Annotated in this window: 15 protein-coding genes; 9 read left to right on the top strand and 6 right to left on the bottom strand. The window is 61.4% G+C overall.

What is annotated here, in order from left to right; translation table 11 throughout:
* Nucleotides 1-10: 10 nt before the first annotated feature.
* The 6 genes from IPK17_RS16755 to IPK17_RS16730 form a co-directional block, all read right to left on the bottom strand.
* On the bottom strand, nucleotides 11-1,198 hold the full coding sequence (locus IPK17_RS16755) for a cytochrome c3 family protein (protein WP_343418836.1): 1,188 nt from the start codon (nucleotides 1,196-1,198) through the stop codon (nucleotides 11-13).
* Between the two features lie 13 nt (nucleotides 1,199-1,211).
* A complete protein-coding gene (locus IPK17_RS16750) occupies nucleotides 1,212-2,645 on the bottom strand; it encodes a cytochrome c3 family protein (protein ID WP_343418835.1) in 1,434 nt (477 codons plus the stop codon).
* Nucleotides 2,642-3,040 (bottom strand): hypothetical protein, encoded by a 399-nt coding sequence (locus IPK17_RS16745; protein WP_343418834.1) that lies wholly within the window; start codon nucleotides 3,038-3,040, stop codon nucleotides 2,642-2,644. The genes IPK17_RS16750 and IPK17_RS16745 overlap by 4 nt, the downstream gene beginning before the upstream one ends.
* Nucleotides 3,041-3,249: 209 nt before the next feature.
* The gene (locus IPK17_RS16740; protein WP_343418833.1) at nucleotides 3,250-3,930 is read right to left on the bottom strand and encodes a response regulator; all 681 of its coding nucleotides are present in this window, start codon (nucleotides 3,928-3,930) and stop codon (nucleotides 3,250-3,252) included.
* Entirely contained in the window at nucleotides 3,927-4,241 is a 315-nt protein-coding gene (locus tag IPK17_RS16735; RefSeq protein WP_343418832.1) for a sensor histidine kinase, read from the bottom strand. The genes IPK17_RS16740 and IPK17_RS16735 overlap by 4 nt, the downstream gene beginning before the upstream one ends.
* On the bottom strand, nucleotides 4,238-5,683 hold the full coding sequence (locus IPK17_RS16730; protein ID WP_343418831.1) for a histidine kinase: 1,446 nt from the start codon (nucleotides 5,681-5,683) through the stop codon (nucleotides 4,238-4,240). Before IPK17_RS16730 ends, IPK17_RS16735 begins: the two co-directional genes overlap by 4 nt.
* Before the next feature lie 156 nt (nucleotides 5,684-5,839).
* Between IPK17_RS16730 and IPK17_RS16725 the strand changes: the two genes are divergently transcribed.
* From IPK17_RS16725 to IPK17_RS16685, 9 genes are all read left to right on the top strand, one after another.
* Nucleotides 5,840-6,361 carry a cytochrome c maturation protein CcmE gene (locus IPK17_RS16725; protein WP_343418830.1) on the top strand — a complete coding sequence of 174 codons (522 nt, stop codon included), beginning with the start codon at nucleotides 5,840-5,842 and terminating at the stop codon, nucleotides 6,359-6,361.
* 11 nt (nucleotides 6,362-6,372) lie between these two features.
* Complete coding sequence (locus IPK17_RS16720) at nucleotides 6,373-8,472, top strand: heme lyase CcmF/NrfE family subunit (RefSeq protein ID WP_343418829.1); 2,100 nt, start codon at nucleotides 6,373-6,375, stop codon at nucleotides 8,470-8,472.
* Nucleotides 8,469-9,119: a cytochrome c-type biogenesis protein gene (locus tag IPK17_RS16715; RefSeq protein ID WP_343418828.1), complete on the top strand. Its 651-nt coding sequence runs from the start codon at nucleotides 8,469-8,471 to the stop codon at nucleotides 9,117-9,119. The genes IPK17_RS16720 and IPK17_RS16715 overlap by 4 nt, the downstream gene beginning before the upstream one ends.
* A gap of 82 nt (nucleotides 9,120-9,201) precedes the next feature.
* Nucleotides 9,202-9,828 carry a TlpA family protein disulfide reductase gene (locus IPK17_RS16710; protein WP_343418827.1) on the top strand — a complete coding sequence of 209 codons (627 nt, stop codon included), beginning with the start codon at nucleotides 9,202-9,204 and terminating at the stop codon, nucleotides 9,826-9,828.
* Complete coding sequence (locus tag IPK17_RS16705; protein ID WP_343418826.1) at nucleotides 9,825-10,238, top strand: hypothetical protein; 414 nt, start codon at nucleotides 9,825-9,827, stop codon at nucleotides 10,236-10,238. Before IPK17_RS16710 ends, IPK17_RS16705 begins: the two co-directional genes overlap by 4 nt.
* Complete coding sequence (locus IPK17_RS16700) at nucleotides 10,238-11,836, top strand: c-type cytochrome (protein ID WP_343418825.1); 1,599 nt, start codon at nucleotides 10,238-10,240, stop codon at nucleotides 11,834-11,836. The genes IPK17_RS16705 and IPK17_RS16700 overlap by 1 nt, the downstream gene beginning before the upstream one ends.
* A gap of 75 nt (nucleotides 11,837-11,911) precedes the next feature.
* A complete protein-coding gene (locus IPK17_RS16695) occupies nucleotides 11,912-12,673 on the top strand; it encodes a cytochrome c biogenesis protein (protein ID WP_343418824.1) in 762 nt (253 codons plus the stop codon).
* A 13-nt stretch (nucleotides 12,674-12,686) separates the two neighbouring features.
* On the top strand, nucleotides 12,687-12,830 hold the full coding sequence (locus tag IPK17_RS16690; protein WP_343418823.1) for a hypothetical protein: 144 nt from the start codon (nucleotides 12,687-12,689) through the stop codon (nucleotides 12,828-12,830).
* Between the two features lie 196 nt (nucleotides 12,831-13,026).
* Nucleotides 13,027-14,820, top strand: coding sequence for a FeoB small GTPase domain-containing protein (locus IPK17_RS16685; protein ID WP_343418822.1), 1,794 nt, complete (start codon nucleotides 13,027-13,029; stop codon nucleotides 14,818-14,820).
* Nucleotides 14,821-15,052: the final 232 nt, after the last annotated feature.

Here is a 15,052-nt window from a genome sequence, read left to right as displayed (position 1 = left end):
CGCGCCATCCTTATTCGGACTTATCCGGCTTGGACGATTGAGCCGCACGGTTGCCCCGCGCGATGAACACAGCGGCAAAGGTCACGCCAAAGCCGAGGCCGAGGATCAAGCCTTGCAGCAGCGGAACATAGCTCGTTTGCGCGCTTTCTTCGACGGCAGCTTCCAGCTCGTTTTCACTGGCGACTGCGCCGGGTTCGTTGGTTGGCGCCATTTCGACCACCACCGTGCGATCCGCCATGAGCTGCGCCCATTCCCCGCTGGCGACCATGTCTTCGTGACAGGTGGTACAGGGGGTCGCGCTCATCTTCATGGTGTGACCCGTTTGCAGGTCGAACACGGAGACGGTATCGGAAATCAAGACCGCGCTGCCGTCGGGTTCGCCCGTGTACATGTGACAGTCCACGCAGGCGACAGGATCCGCCGCGTCTTCACCCCAGTGCACGCCGTGAATGAAGCGATCTTCGACGTTGTCGTGGCAGTTGGTGCACAACTCATTGCTGTCATTGCCAGCGCGGAGCTGTTGGCTGTGCGGTGAGTGACAGGTCGCGCAGCCGAGCGGGCCGATTTCATTGTGTGCGCTTACGCGCCATTCGTCGAGCGTGTTATCGTGGCAGTCGCCGCACACCCCAGCGATCAATTCCGGTTGTTCGACGACGGGCTGCACGGCGTGCGAACCGTGACAGTCGGTGCACACGGCGGCTTCCGTATTGCCAGAGAGAATCGCGCGTTCGTGCAGACCGTTTTCCAGTTCAGCGACTTTGTCGGCGTGGCAGCGGCCGCACAGCGACACGGCGTAAATGGCGTATTCGCGGCTGTCGGCGGGCGATGGGTTGTTGTGCGGGAAGGCTTCCTGACCGTGGCAGTCGGTGCAGCCGAGTTCCCCCTGCGGGTTACCCGCGCCGTGCACCGAGTCATGGACGGTGTTCGGGTCGACATACAGGTTCTGGATTGTGCCGTCGCCGAGCGTGACCGTTTGCCACGGCTGGCTGTGACACACGAGGCAGTAACTGTTGTTGCCGGTTATTTCGGATATCGGTTCCAGATCATAAATCTCGGTGATTATGGGCGTCGCATCGGGCGTCGGCTCCGGGGTCGCTTCCTGGGCTTGCGCGATCAGGAGCGGCGACAACCCGGCGGCGATCAGTGTGAGGCCGATGCCGACGAGGGCGATAATCCACGAGCGTTTGGTAGCAGACATGGCAAGTTCTCCGTTACTGCGCCGCGTACAAGTTCAGGGCTTCGTAGACCGCATCGAGGAGCGCGTCAGAGTAGGCATAGTTATGGATGCCGTAGCTGCCGTCGCGTTCCACGAAATCGAGCGCGGTGATCACCCACGCCGGAGTCGTGTCGGTGATAGCGGCGCGTGCCGTGTCGATGCGCGTGTGCGTGTTATTTTGAATGTCGTCGATCAGTTCCTGCATGAGCGCGGGCGAACTGACTTCAGTGTGACAGCCTGTGCAGCTATCCTGCAGCGCGGCCTCGGTCAGCGCGACGGCGGGCGTGATCGGCTGGAGCGCATGGCTGACGCGGTCGCCACCGCCATCAACAGGCACCGTGACCGTGTGGCAGGTCGCGCAGGTGGGACCATCTTCGGCGAGGTAGTGGATGCCCGGTTCCGCCACAACTTGATCGATGACGGGCAGGCCTTCCCACATCTCTCGCACCGGGTCGGGGTCACCTTGCGCCGGGCTCTGGTTGTGGCAGCTTGTGCACAGCGCGTAGCCATCCATCACTAGTTGATCCGGGAAGGTTTCTTCGGTGTGCGGGTTGTGGCAGTCGGTGCAGTCGGTTTCGTTCTGCGCGTGCGCCGAGCCGACCCACTCGTTGTACTGCATGTTCATCTGCCGCGCGTGACCGGACGCCCACCAGTGGTCGGTTTGCGTGAGGGTGACGAGCGTGAACGTGTCGGTGAGGGTTGCGCCGGGATAGTAGCCGACCGGGTACGGGCGACCATCGGCGCTGGTTCCGCGGCTGTGGCACTGACCGCACACCTGCGAGTCCGTGCCGGGCTGAATCGCCGCGCGGATCGTCGTCAGTTCTTCGTCAGACGGGTTGCGCCCGGCGTCGCGCGCTTCCTCAACATGATTTTCGCCGCCGCCGTGGCAGGCTTCGCAGTACACGCCGTCATCTTCCCAGCGGTCACGTTCGAAGTTATAGCCCGTCACATGGCAGTAGGCGCAGCTCTGTTCCCAGTCGTACGCGGGGTCTTCCCACGAGTCAGCGAGCGTGAGCGCGCGCCACGCGCCCGCGGCTACATCCCATTCCGCCGGGAGCACGCGGTACTCGTTGCGGTCGACTTCGTAGAGGTAGCGCTGCACATATTTGCCGGTGCCGACGACAAAGGCCACATCATCCGCCGTGAACGGACGAGCGGCATCTTCACCGGGGAATTGTACGGTGCGCACGTCGTCGCCCGCGTCAAAGCTGGCGAGGATCGCGTCTTCATCATCAGAGAGCGTGCGCGCGTGCGCCGTATCATCATGCACGCGCACGAGGTCCCGGTGACAATCGGAGCATTCGCTGGAACCAACGTAATCAGGCGGTTCGTCTTGCGCGGTGGCCGGTTGGCTGTTGATGGCCAGCAGGCTGAACCCGGCGACGAGCAGGATGATGCCTGTCAGGGTAAGTAGTTTAAGTCTGTTCATGGAAGACTGCCTTGGTACGTGCCGAAACGATAGTTTGGCGACATGGAAATCTCGACACCGGCGACGCGATAGGCGAGAGAATCGCCATCTTCACCGATGGGGAGCGCGTCCGTAATGGTGGCGGCGTGAGGGTTGATCACCGCGTCTTCGATCACACGGGGGGTGAGGTCATCGGACCACAGGCTGTCGGCGTCAATGTGACAGGTGTAACAGCCATCAGTGGCCGCATAGACGGCCTCGGGTTGCTCAGAGGGAAGTTCGTGGAGAAACCGGGGGATGGACACCGCGGACAGCAGCACCGCGCCCACCAGGGCGACCATGCCACCGACAAGGGAGAGACCATATTGTACGCGCTTCATGCGCCCCCACTCCGAGATGTTACGGACACTACTCATTGTCCCCCCACGCTACCCGTTTGTAATCGTTCACGGGGATGAACCGGGATCGTTCCCCAGTATGATTTCCGTTAATGTTCACAAGGCTTCCGTTCGAAAATCGGTTATGCTCCAGCCTCACCCCTCACTCCCCTCTCCCGTGGGAGAGGGGGAAGACAAAGAGTTGCTATAAACCCCTCTCCGTTCGGAGAGGGGCAGGGGTGAGGTGTTTACTCCACCAGCTTCAGGCGCATGGCGAGCAGGGCCGCCTGTGTGCGATCTGACACGTGGAGCTTCTGCAAAATATGCTGCACATGCGTTTTGACGGTCGGCAGGCTGATGGTGAGCGTCTCCGCGATCACGCTGTTGGAGAAGCCTTGCACCATCAGGCGCAGCACGTCGGATTCGCGTTCAGAGAGCGGCTCAATCGTCACATCCGAGCCGTCGAGATCGGTTGGCGGCGGCGTGGAATCGGACGTCGCGTGGGAGAGCGCTGCCAGCAGCAGCGTCCGGTCGATCAGGTCGTCGCCCGCCGCCGCCGCGCGCACCGCCCGCACAATCTGATCCGGGTCGGTTTCCTTTGATAGGTAGCCCGCCGCCCCTCCGCTGATCGCTCGCGCGAGGTAGGCCGGGTTGGCGTAGGTCGTCAGGATGATGACGCTGGTTTGCGGCGATACGGCTTTGATATTGGGCAGGCTCTGTAAGCCGTCCCCATCTTTCATGCGAATGTCGAGCAGCATCACATCGGGATGCAGCGTTTCCGCGAGCTGAATGGCGGCATTGCCGCTCTCCGCCTCGCCGACGACTTCGATGCCGGGGCGGGTGAGCAGCGCCCGCAAACCCTGCCGCACGATGCCGTGATCGTCGACGATAGCCGCGCGAATGGTCTTTTCACCGGTGGGCGTCGTCATACACTTTCCTTTTCTACTGGCTCAGGGGTATGGTGCGGGTCACACGGGACGAAAATATGGACGCGCGTGCCCGACCCCGGTTGACTGTGCAGGTCACAGCGGCCATTCAGCAGGCTGGCGCGTTCGTGCATGGTGGTGATGCCTAAACCGCGGCCTTCGCCCACCAGCGCTTTCGGGTTGAAGCCGAGACCATCGTCGGCGATTTCCAGCGTGATGCCATCGCCGTTGTGCAGAGTCACGCGGACGTGCCGCGCCTTCGCATGCTTGCGCGCGTTATTGAGCGCTTCCTGCGCAATGCGGAAGAGGGTCACTGCGACGGTCTTCTCTGGTTCGGCGGGCAGCGGCGAGAGGTCAAGCGTGAGTTCCCACCCGGCGGCGCGGGCGGTCTGCTGGGCGATTTCCTGAATAGCGGCAGTGAAGCCGAGATCGTCGAGCGTGGCCGGGCGCAGCCTTCGATGATGCGCCGCCCTTCGACGATCGCCTCGCTCAGCGCGTCGCAGCCGCGCACCAGCCCGGTTTTCGCATCGATGGCGGTGTGCGGGCAGATTTCGCGGCAGCTCGTCAGGTAGAAGCGCGCGCCGACCATCTGCTGAATCAGCCCGTCGTGCAGGTCGTAGGCGAGCAGCTTGCGCTCTTCTTCCTGCGCGCGGATCAGCCGTTCGATTAGCTTGTGCTCGATCATACGCTTGTTCTGCAGCTCAACCGCCATATGAATGAAGCTGCGCGTGAGTTCCCCGATCTCGTCGTGGGGCGGGTTGTCTGGCAGTTCCGGCGCTCGACCCTCGCGCCCAAAGGTGAAGGTCATCTCTTGCAGGCGCTTGATCGGCTCAACGAACACGCGGCTCATGATGATCGCCAGTGCAATCGCGACGGTGACGGCGATGGCCTCCAGAAAGAGAGCGATATGGTAGAAGTGATCGACCGATTCATAGAGGATGCTGGTCGGCGTGTGCCGGAAGATCACCCAGAACGTGTTATCGGCGGGCGTCACCGTATCATAGATGTAGACGCTGTCCGTGGTTTCGAGCGTGCCGCGTTCGCCGGTGAGCAGATTTGGAATGTCAGAGTAGAGGCTCTGCGGCTCGACATCGCTTTGATAGACGAGGAAACGCCCTGCTTGATCGACCATGGCCCATGTGTCCGCGCCGGGATCATCGGGGAGCGAGCGCAGCATCCAGCCCGCGTGCAGGTCGATCACGAGTACGCCATCGGGCAGGCGAATCGCATAATGAATGTAGGGTGCGCCCGACGTGTCCTGCGTCTGGAACGGTGAGACGTACACGCCGTCTGCCGCTAACTTCATGGTTTCGTCAAAGTACGGGACGCCGCTCCGGTTCTGTAAGTCGGTGATGGTGCGCACGCGGTCATTGTCGGCGCGGACGCCGATGCGCTCGTTGCCATCAGTGCCGATCAAACGAATGGCGTAGTACATGGGACGCACTGATGCTAGCACCAGCAAATCCTGCCCGACTTCATGCGTCCACAGTTCAATCGCTTCCGGGCGGTTTTGCTGGCGCAGCATGTTCAGGCTGCGGAGCGCGCTCAAATACAGCGCGTCGCCCTTCACCTGACTGAGCGCACTGTCGATGCTTTCCGCCTGTAGGCGCACCTGATTGATCGATCGTTCCAACGCCTGACCGGACAGGGCATTACTCGTGAAAAAATGCCCGTAGATCCCGGTTGCGGTGAGCGGTATCAGCGCCAGCAGCAGGAAAGCTGCTATCAGCTTCAAACGCAGACTGTTCAGTTGCATGGACTTACTCCTCTTTCTTTATTCTGCGTTGGTTTTCGTTTTATGACGGGTGATACCCGTCACCCCGTAACAATGTGTTCTGTCCTCAGTTTTCTGCGACGAAAAAGGTAAGCTAGGTACATACAAATCTGCCCAAAAATTCTATAGAGGTGAAACGTGGCTGAAATCAGTTGGGAAAAGCCCGCCGCTTCGTCCGTGACGCTGCCCACCAAGGGGAGTGAGCGCTGGAAATTTATGATCGGAGCCGTGCTGCTGCTCGTCGCAGTGGTCTACCTGGTCATTTCTGGCACCATGAACGGCGCGCAGTATTTTATGACCGTTGATGAGTTGGTGAATAATCCTGATTTGGTGGGGAAAACGGTGCGGATTTCCGGCGCTGTCGATGGCAACACGATTGCGTATGACGGCGAGAACCTCGTGCTCGACTTCACGATCGCCAATATCCCCACGGAGACAACAGATCTCGCGCTGACGCTGCATCAGGCGGTGTCGGATACGGCGGCGACGCGCTTGACGGTGCATATGGAAGGCGAAGTCAAGCCGGATCTGCTCCAGCATGAAGCGCAGGCGATTATGACGGGTGTGGTGGGCGCCGACGGCGTGTTCTATGCCACCGAACTGCTCCTCAAGTGCCCGAGCCGCTATGAAGAAGGCGTTCCCGAGCAAGTGGAAAGCTAGGGGAGAAACCCATGTTAGCAGAAATCGGTTTGATCGCAGCCCTGTTCGCGTTTATCGCGGCGCTGTATGCGATCATCGCAGCGGTTTACGGTGAGCGGTTTGCCCGCAGCGAGGCGATGATCCGCAGCGCCCGCAACGCCGTGATCCTCAACTTCATCCTTGTAACGATCGCCTGCGTGGCGCTGGAGATTGCACTGCTCACCGAGCAGTACCAGATCACGTATGTGTGGCAGGTCACCAGCCCGGATATGCCGGAGTTCTTCCGGATTACCGCGCTGTGGGGGTCACAGTCCGGGTCGATTCTGTTCTGGTCGTTCCTGATGAGCACCTTCACCGCCGCTTCCGTACTCTTCAACTGGAAGTCACAGCGGCGGTTGATGCCCTACGCGATGGCCTACATGATGGCCACCGTCGCCTTCTTCCTCGCCCTGACGATCTTCTTTGAGAATCCGTTCGAACGGTGGTGGGCGCTGCCCAGCGGCGATGTGGTCGCTTCAGCGTTCATCCCGGCAGGCGCGACTGTGCCGTCGGCGGCCATGCTGGCACAGAGCGCGAACGGTCTGAGCCCGCTGCTGCGGCACTTTGGCATGGCTATTCATCCGCCGGCGCTGTATCTCGGCTTCGTCGGGTTCATCATCCCGTTTGCGTATGGGATGTCCGCGCTGGCCTCCGGCGACCTGTCGACCAACTGGATCAAAGTGTCGCGGCGCTGGGCGCTGATCGCGTGGTTGTTCCTCTCGCTCGGCCTGGTGCTGGGCGGGCGCTGGGCGTATGACGTGCTCGGTTGGGGCGGTTACTGGGGCTGGGATCCGGTCGAAAACGCGGCCTTCCTCCCGTGGTTGATCGGTACGGCGTACCTGCACAGCGTCATGATTCAGGAAAAGCGCGGCATGCTCAAGACGTGGAACATGTTCCTCGTGATTGGCACGTTCAGCGCAGTGATCTTCGCAACGTTCGCCACGCGCTCCGGCCTCGTCGACAGCGTGCACAGCTTCGCGCAAAGCCCCATCGGCTTCCCGATGCTGGTCTTCTGGGCGTCGCTCACGCTCATCGGCACGGCGCTGATCATCTGGCGGCGTATGCGCGGTGAACTGAAAGACGAAAACCCGTTCCGCAGCGTGTTCAGCCGTGAAGCTCTGTTTGTGCTCAATAACTTCGTGTTCGTAGCGTTGTTCGCGGTGATCTTCTGGGGCAGCTTCGGCGCGCCGATCATCGCGGAAAACTTCATGGGCACGAATATCACGCTCGGCGCGGATTACTTTAATTCGGTGACGCCGCCGCTGTTCCTGCTGATGTACCTGCTGATGGGCGTCGCGCCGATCTCGGCGTGGGGCGTATCTGCCGTTTCACGTATGGGGCGCGCGCTGCTCATCCCGGTCGCGCTGACCATTCTGTCGCTCGGCCTGTTTGTGGTCGGCGGCGCGACCAGCCCCGGCGCGCTGCTCGGTTACGGGCTGGTACTCCTGGCTGGCTGGGTCGCACTCTACGAAACCTATCGCGGCGTGCTGGCGCGCCGTCAGGCGCATGCCGCCCGAGAAAACGTGCTGCAATCGGTCGTGGCCCTGGTGACGCGCAACCCGCGGCGCTACGGCGGCTACATGATCCACCTTGGCATTACCGTGATCGGCCTCGGCGTAATCGGCTCGATGCTGTTCCAGCAGGAAACGCAGCAGACGCTGGCGGTTGGCGAAACCGCGCAGATCGACAGCTACACCGTGCGCTATGACGGCCTGCTGCGGGATCAGCTTGCGGAAGATGGCCGCGTGATGGACATCGCCGAACTGACGTTGTTCCGCGATGGCAACGAAATCGCCCATCTGCGTCCGCGCCGTGATTTCTTCCCCGAAGCGACGGACATGAACTCGACGACGATTGCCGGGTCCTACAGCACGCTCGAAAACGACTTCTATGTGCTGCTGGTCAACTGGGAACCGATTTCGGCGGGTTCGGCGACGTTCAAGATTTACATCAATCCGTTGGTCAATCTGGTGTGGTGGGGCAGCATCATCCTGATCTTCGGGACGCTGCTGGCAGGCTACCCGCGGGAAACGCTGCCGGCCCGTGTGCGCGAGAAGCTGCAGATCGCCGCGCCGCAAGGAGCCGTCTCATGAGCCGCTTTTTCGTGCATGAAGATGCTGTGTTCGCCAACCCGCTCACGCTGACGGGCAAGGACGTGGAGGGGACGCATGTGCTGCCCCTCGCCAAGCCCGCCGAACGCCCGTCGAAGCGGCAGCGGCACATTCTGTCGCTCCAAAAGCTGATCGCGGAGATCCGCTCGTCCGGTCACATCGTTAAAACGTTGATGTTCCTCGTCCTCGCGCTGAGCGTCGCTACGTCGGCGTATGCGCAGGAGACGACGGTCAGCACGGTCACGGATGATCAAGTGAACGCCATTGCCGAAAAACTGTACTGCCCGGTGTGCGAGAACATCACGCTGGATACGTGCGGCACGGCGGCGTGCGCCGATTGGCGCTACGAAATTCGCTTGCAGTTGGAACAGGGCAAGACGGAAGCCGAAATCATCGAAGACTTCGTACGGCGCTTCGGCGACCGCGTGGTCGGCACGCCGCTGGACCCGACATTGCGCGCCATTTCCTTATATACGCCGTGGCTGCTGGTCGCCGTCGGGTTGATCGGCGCGGGCATTGTACTGGCGCAGCGGCGCTCGAAGGCGCAGCTCGCGACGGCGAACGGCACGACCGCTCCCGACGCGCAGAACCGCTACGCCGATCTGTTCGAGCAGGATTTGTCCGGTTAACGCATGACCCGGTTGGGCGGCGCCCTGGCGCTGCCCGACGGATCTGAACCAAATAGAACGCACTCCTTCAAGGAGGATTAGATTGGCTTCAACACTGAACAACAAGCATCAAGAACCCGTCCTCGTGGTTGACGATTTGACGCCGGACGTGGAAGCAGAAACCCCGGTCGAAGCGCCGCGCAAGCTGGGCCTCGGCTCGATTGTCCTGATCATCGGCGTCATCGCGATATCGCTGGTCTTCGGCATCGCACTGGTGAGCCAGCGGCAGACGCAGCCGGACTCGGGCGTCGCGCCGACCTTCTCGTTCGAAACCTTTGACGGTCAGAGCTACAACCTGACCGATCTGCGCGGCAAGATCGTCATGATCAACTTCTGGGCGTCGTGGTGTGGCCCGTGCCGCGCCGAAGCGCCGGAACTCCAATCCGCGTGGGAATACTATCAGGACAGTGGTGATGTGGTTTTCCTCGGCATTGCTTACGCCGATAACGGCCCGCGTTCCATCGAATACATGAACGAGTTCGGCATCACGTACCTGAACGCGCCGGATCTCGGCACACGCATCAGCGAAGCGTATCACATTCAGGGTGTGCCCGAGACGTTCATCATCGATAAAGACGGCAATATCGCGCAGTTCATCTACGCGGGCATCAGCCGTGACCGCCTGATCACGATCATCGACGGGCTGCGGGCGAAGGAGAGTGCAGGATGAGCGGCGGCGGATTAATCATCGGCATTGTCATGCTGCTGGCCGGGTTGGCGTATTTGGCGCTCCCGTTTGTGCGCGGCAGCCGGGGTAGTTGGGAAACCGAACAGGAACGCGAACGTCTGCGCATGATCGCCGCCTACGAGCGCGCGCTCGTCACAGTGCGTGACCTCGACGAAGACTATCACGTCGGCAAGCTGACGCAGGAGATCTACGAGGCCGAGCGTCAGCGTTGGACGGAACACGGCGCGATGCTGCTGCAAAAACTGGAAGAAACCGCCGCGGGTGACGCCAAACAGAACAGCAAGCGGCGCAAGACGGTCGAACCGACTGTCTCGGAAGAAGACGCGGTTGAACAGGCGATTGCGGCGTACGTGCGTGCCCGCGAACAAACCAAGGTACAGGAAAAGAACTGATGCGTCAGCGGATCGGATTCACTCTCATCGCTCTTCTCGCGATCTTTGCGGCGGCCTGTTCTGGTTTGGGGAGCGAACCGCGCATTGTCGCGACCACGCCGCCTCAGGACGAAGCCGCTGCTCAGGATGAAATCGCCTCGACGATGCAGTTGGGCGGCGAGATTTGGGCGAATAACTGCGCGGACTGCCACGGTCGGATGGGCGAAGGGACGGCGCAAGGCGCGCCCCTGCCGGATTTGACCGATAAGACGGACAGTGAAATTCTCGCCGTGATCACCAACGGCACCAGCCTCAACGGCATTGATATGCCCGCTTTCGGCACGCGGCTTTCGGAAGCCGAGCTGAACGCGGCCATGACCTATTCGAAGATGATGTCGCTGGCGATTCAGCGCGGCATGGTCAATGCGACCGCCGAAGCGAACGCGGAAGTCGTCGCGCCGAACGCGACCGCCGAAGTCGCCTCGCTTCCGGTCGAACAGCCGGGCGTGGTCACGGGCGTGCTGACAAACGGCACGGCGGGCACGGCGCTGCTGCCCGATCAAACGGTGACGCTGCATGTGGTCACCTCGGACATCACCGAACAAAGCTTTGACTTCACGGTGGGCGCGGATGGTGCGTTCCGGTTTGAGAACGTCCCGTTCAGCCCCGATTACCAGTACGTCGTGACCGCGCCCTATGGCGATGTGCAGTACGTGAGCGAGATCGCCGCCGCCGATATGGCGACGCTGGCGCTCGACCTGCCGCTGAGCATCTATGAGAGCGGCGCGACTGCCGAAGAAGTCACGATCACCGGCATGAGCCTGCAAATCGGCGTCGCCAGTGGGCTGCTGCAAGTCATCCAGATTGCCAGCTACACCAACAATTCGGATCGCGTGTACTTCAGCGTGAACGATGGCGTCGGCACCTCGGTCGGCCTGCAAATTCCGCCGGACGCGACCATGCTCGACAACGTGAGCAGCCGTTACACGGTCATCGACAACACGATCTACGACTCGCGCCCCATGCTCCCCGGTGAAGCGCACCTGATCCACGCTTCGTATACGCTGCCGTACACCGACAGCGCGACGGTCGTGCAGGCGCTCACCTTCCCGCTGGCGGGTAACCTGAGCATCGTCGTTGCGTCGGATGGTTTGAGCGTGACGGGCGAGGGCATCACTACGCAGCCGCCCGTCACCTCGGGCGGGCGGGAATACGCCGCGTTTGGCGGTGACCTAAGCCTCGCAGCGGGGTCGACGCTCAACTTTGTGGTGAGCGGTCAGCCGACTGCCGTCGCCAGTGCGGAGAGCGCCAGCACGAGCAGCAGCGCGATCCAGCCGATTGCCTACATTCTGATCGGCGCAGGCGTCAGCGCCCTGTTGATCTCCGGCATCCTCATCCTGCGGGATCGGATGCGTGGACGCGCACCAGTGACAGCTCCGGTTGGCGCGGTCACAGGCAAGACGGCGAAAGCCGAGAGCAAGGCGGAGATCGCCGCCTTGATGGAGCAGATCGCCCAACTGGATGCTGAACATCAGGCGGGGACGATCAAGACTAATGCCTACAACCGGCAGCGCGCGGCGCTCAAGAACCAGCTCGCCGCGCTCATGAATACCAAGTAACGCACATGGGGCGGTGTCCGCATCGCCCCGGTCAAAAACATCGCTTAGTTTGAACCGTAGGGGGAACACCATATCATGAATCTGGCACAACGTTTGCACCTTGCGCCTACCAGCGAAGTAGGCAGCAGCGTCAGCATCAACCGGAGAGATCAGACTCTCCGCATTCTCACACTGCTGGCGGTGCTCGGTTTCGCCGTGTGCGCTTACCTGGCACTCGGTTTCGCGGGCACGGATGTGAATCAAGGCAATGTGCAGCGCATTTTCTACTTCCATGTGTCGGCCTTCAGCGCGGCCTCGTGCGCGTTGTTTATGGCGGTGGTCGGCGGTATCGCTTTCCTGCGCACCCGCAACGCCGCGTGGGATCGCCTGTCGCTGGCGGGTGTCGAAGTCGGCCTGTCGCTCTCGCTGGTCACGCTGATCACGGGCATGGTGTGGGCGCGCCCGACGTGGAATACGTGGTGGACGTGGGATCCCCGCTTGACGGCCTGCGCGATCATGACGCTCACCTATGCAGCCTATCTCATGCTGCGTGGTGCGATTGAAAACCCAGACAAGCGTCGTCTGTTAGCCGCCGTTTACGGCATTCTGGCGTTCGGCATGGTGATCGTCACCTACGCGATCATCCGTATCCGCCCTGACACCATTCACCCGACGGTCATCGGGCCGAGCGCGCAGAACGCGCAGGGTGGTTTCAGCATGGCGCAGTCGATGGGCATCACGCTGGGGATCAGCAGCCTGGTGTGGTGCTGTTTCATCGCTCCGGCGCTGGTATGGTGGCGCATCCGTCTCGAAAACCTGTACGAACGCGCTCAACAGCTGCGCGTTGAGCTGATGTAAGGGAGAACCAATCATGATCAATACTGATGCGTATCTCGCGTTAGGGCTGGTCGTCGTGGCGACGATCCTCGGCGGCTACATTGGCGTGCTGGCGCTGCGGTTCCGGCAGGCGGGCAAGCTGATTGACACGCTGGTCACGCTCAAAGAGGACAAGTAACGCGCGTCGCGGGTCTGCAATTGTAAAGGACGAGGTTTAGCCTCGTCCTTTTTGATCCAGGTTTCGCCACGTAAATTTAACCGACATTAACTTTTTCCCCGCCGATCCACTGGCGAAACCGTGGCAATTGTCACTACGGCGCTCGGACGGGATGGCGGATACTGAGGGCTAGATTGAGCACCAAACGAGAAAACTTATGGCTGTTTGTCACCCTGTCGAGCAAAAAGTCTGGGACGGGACGCGCGTTGTCCTCGTCGGCAATCCGAACGTGGGCAAGTCGGCGATTTTTGGGGCGCTCACCCATCAGCGCGTGATCGTCTCCAACTATCCCGGTACGACGGTGGAGATCACGCAGGCGGCTTTACCCAACGGCGCCGTGTTGATCGATACGCCGGGGACGAACAGCCTGACCGCGCAAAGCGATGACGAGCGCGTGACCGCCGACTACCTGAGCGCAAATCACGCCGAGATCGGCGCGGTCGTGCAGATCGCCGACGCGAAGAATCTCCGGCGGGCACTGCTGCTCACGGTGCAATTGTCGCAGTTGGGGCTGCCGCTCGTGCTTGTGCTCAACATGATGGACGAAGCGGTGACCAACGGCGTGCACATCGATACGGACCGCCTTGGCGCAAAGCTGGGAATTGATGTGGTAAAGACGGTGGCGGTGCGTGGCGAAGGCATCGATCAGGTGTTGGCGGCGCTGCCCGCGGCGCGCGTGCCGCACGTCGAACTGACAGCGCTTCCGCATGACGGCTATCCGCCGCGCGCGCTCAAACTCAAACGTGAACTGCACACAGTCGCGGATTTGCTCCACGAGGTAATTTCGCACAGCGCGCCCGCGGATCGCCGCTGGGTGCGGCAGTTGGGGCGCTGGATGGTGCATCCGGTGCTCGGGTGGACGTTCCTGCTCGCCGTGCTGTGGCTGGTGTACAAGTTCGTCGGCGAATTCGGTGCGGGGACGCTGGTCGGTTTCCTCGAAGAGACGGTCTTCGGCCAGTGGATCAACCCGGCGGCGACCAGCCTGATCGATACCGTGCTGCCGATCCCGTTCATTCACGATCTGCTCGTCGGCGACTACGGCATCATCACAATGGCGCTCTCGTATGGCATCGCCATTGTGTTTCCGATTGTGGCGACCTTCTTCCTCGCCTTTTCGATCCTTGAAGACACAGGCTATCTGCCGCGCTTGGCGATCATGTTCAACCGCGTGTTCAATCTGCTGGGCTTGAACGGGAAAGCGGTGCTGCCGATGGTGCTCGGTCTCGGCTGTGACACGATGGCGACGATGTCCACGCGCATCCTCGAGACGCGCAAAGAACGCTTACTCGTCACACTGCTGCTGGCGCTCGGCGTGCCGTGTTCGGCGCAGTTGGGCGTGGTGCTCGGCATGGTGAATCAGGTGAGCACGGCGGGGATGCTGCTGTGGGCAGGCGTGGTGATCGGCACGATGTTCGTGGTCGGGTGGCTGGCGGCGAAACTGCTGCCGGGAGCGCGCAGCGATTTCATTCTCGAACTGCCGCCGCTGCGCCTGCCGCAGATCGGCAACATCACCGTGAAGACGGTGGCGCGGGTCGAGTGGTATCTCAAAGAAGTGCTGCCGCTGTTCGTGGTCGGCACACTGATCCTGTTCGCGCTCGACAAAACTGGGGCGCTGGCCGTCGTCGAACGGCTGGCCGCGCCGCTGGTAGTCAATGCGTTGGGGCTGCCCGCCGCCGCGACGGGCGCGTTCCTGATCGGTTTTTTGCGGCGTGATTACGGCGCGGCGGGCTTGTTCGCGCTGGCGCTGGCGGGCGAACTGAACACCCAGCAGATGATCGTCAGCCTGATCGTCGTCACGTTGTTCGTGCCGTGTGTCGCTAACGTGCTGATGATCGCCAAAGAGTACGGTGCGAAGATCGCGCTGTATGTTGTGTTGACGGTGTTCCCGCTGGCGTTCGCGGTCGGCGCGCTCGTCAATGTGGTGCTGAACTGGCTGCACATTCAGTTGTAATGACGCGCCGGGGTGGGTGAATCTGGAAGCGTGGATGAGGCATGAGGTCATTTCAGAATCGGCAATTTGTCTAACCTCACCCCTAAATCCCCTCTCCTCTTTTCGGAGAGGGGACTTAAAACTCTACTTGGCTCCCCTCTCCTTTGGGAGAGGGGTCGGGGGTGAGGTTGGGTAGTTTCGCGGATTATGAAATAGGCTCATGCCTCGTCCCGACAATGGCTATGGGGTGAAC

Source organism: Candidatus Flexifilum breve (assembly GCF_016713355.1).
Note: the sequence above shows the minus strand (reverse complement) of the source record. Positions and strands in the feature narration are given on the sequence as shown.

What these genes read in the sequence shown, in the direction of transcription:
- IPK17_RS16740 (WP_343418833.1), bottom strand. Translation starts at nt 3,930, where the DNA reads ATGACGACGCCCACCGGTGAAAAGACCATTCGCGCGGCTATCGTCGAC.
- IPK17_RS16685 (WP_343418822.1), top strand. Translation starts at nt 13,027, where the DNA reads ATGGCTGTTTGTCACCCTGTCGAGCAAAAAGTCTGGGACGGGACGCGC.
- IPK17_RS16690 (WP_343418823.1), top strand. Translation starts at nt 12,687, where the DNA reads ATGATCAATACTGATGCGTATCTCGCGTTAGGGCTGGTCGTCGTGGCG.
- IPK17_RS16750 (WP_343418835.1), bottom strand. Translation starts at nt 2,645, where the DNA reads ATGAACAGACTTAAACTACTTACCCTGACAGGCATCATCCTGCTCGTC.
- IPK17_RS16755 (WP_343418836.1), bottom strand. Translation starts at nt 1,198, where the DNA reads ATGTCTGCTACCAAACGCTCGTGGATTATCGCCCTCGTCGGCATCGGC.
- IPK17_RS16730 (WP_343418831.1), bottom strand. Translation starts at nt 5,683, where the DNA reads ATGCAACTGAACAGTCTGCGTTTGAAGCTGATAGCAGCTTTCCTGCTG.
- IPK17_RS16695 (WP_343418824.1), top strand. Translation starts at nt 11,912, where the DNA reads ATGAATCTGGCACAACGTTTGCACCTTGCGCCTACCAGCGAAGTAGGC.
- IPK17_RS16705 (WP_343418826.1), top strand. Translation starts at nt 9,825, where the DNA reads ATGAGCGGCGGCGGATTAATCATCGGCATTGTCATGCTGCTGGCCGGG.
- IPK17_RS16745 (WP_343418834.1), bottom strand. Translation starts at nt 3,040, where the DNA reads ATGAGTAGTGTCCGTAACATCTCGGAGTGGGGGCGCATGAAGCGCGTA.
- IPK17_RS16700 (WP_343418825.1), top strand. Translation starts at nt 10,238, where the DNA reads ATGCGTCAGCGGATCGGATTCACTCTCATCGCTCTTCTCGCGATCTTT.
- IPK17_RS16715 (WP_343418828.1), top strand. Translation starts at nt 8,469, where the DNA reads ATGAGCCGCTTTTTCGTGCATGAAGATGCTGTGTTCGCCAACCCGCTC.
- IPK17_RS16720 (WP_343418829.1), top strand. Translation starts at nt 6,373, where the DNA reads ATGTTAGCAGAAATCGGTTTGATCGCAGCCCTGTTCGCGTTTATCGCG.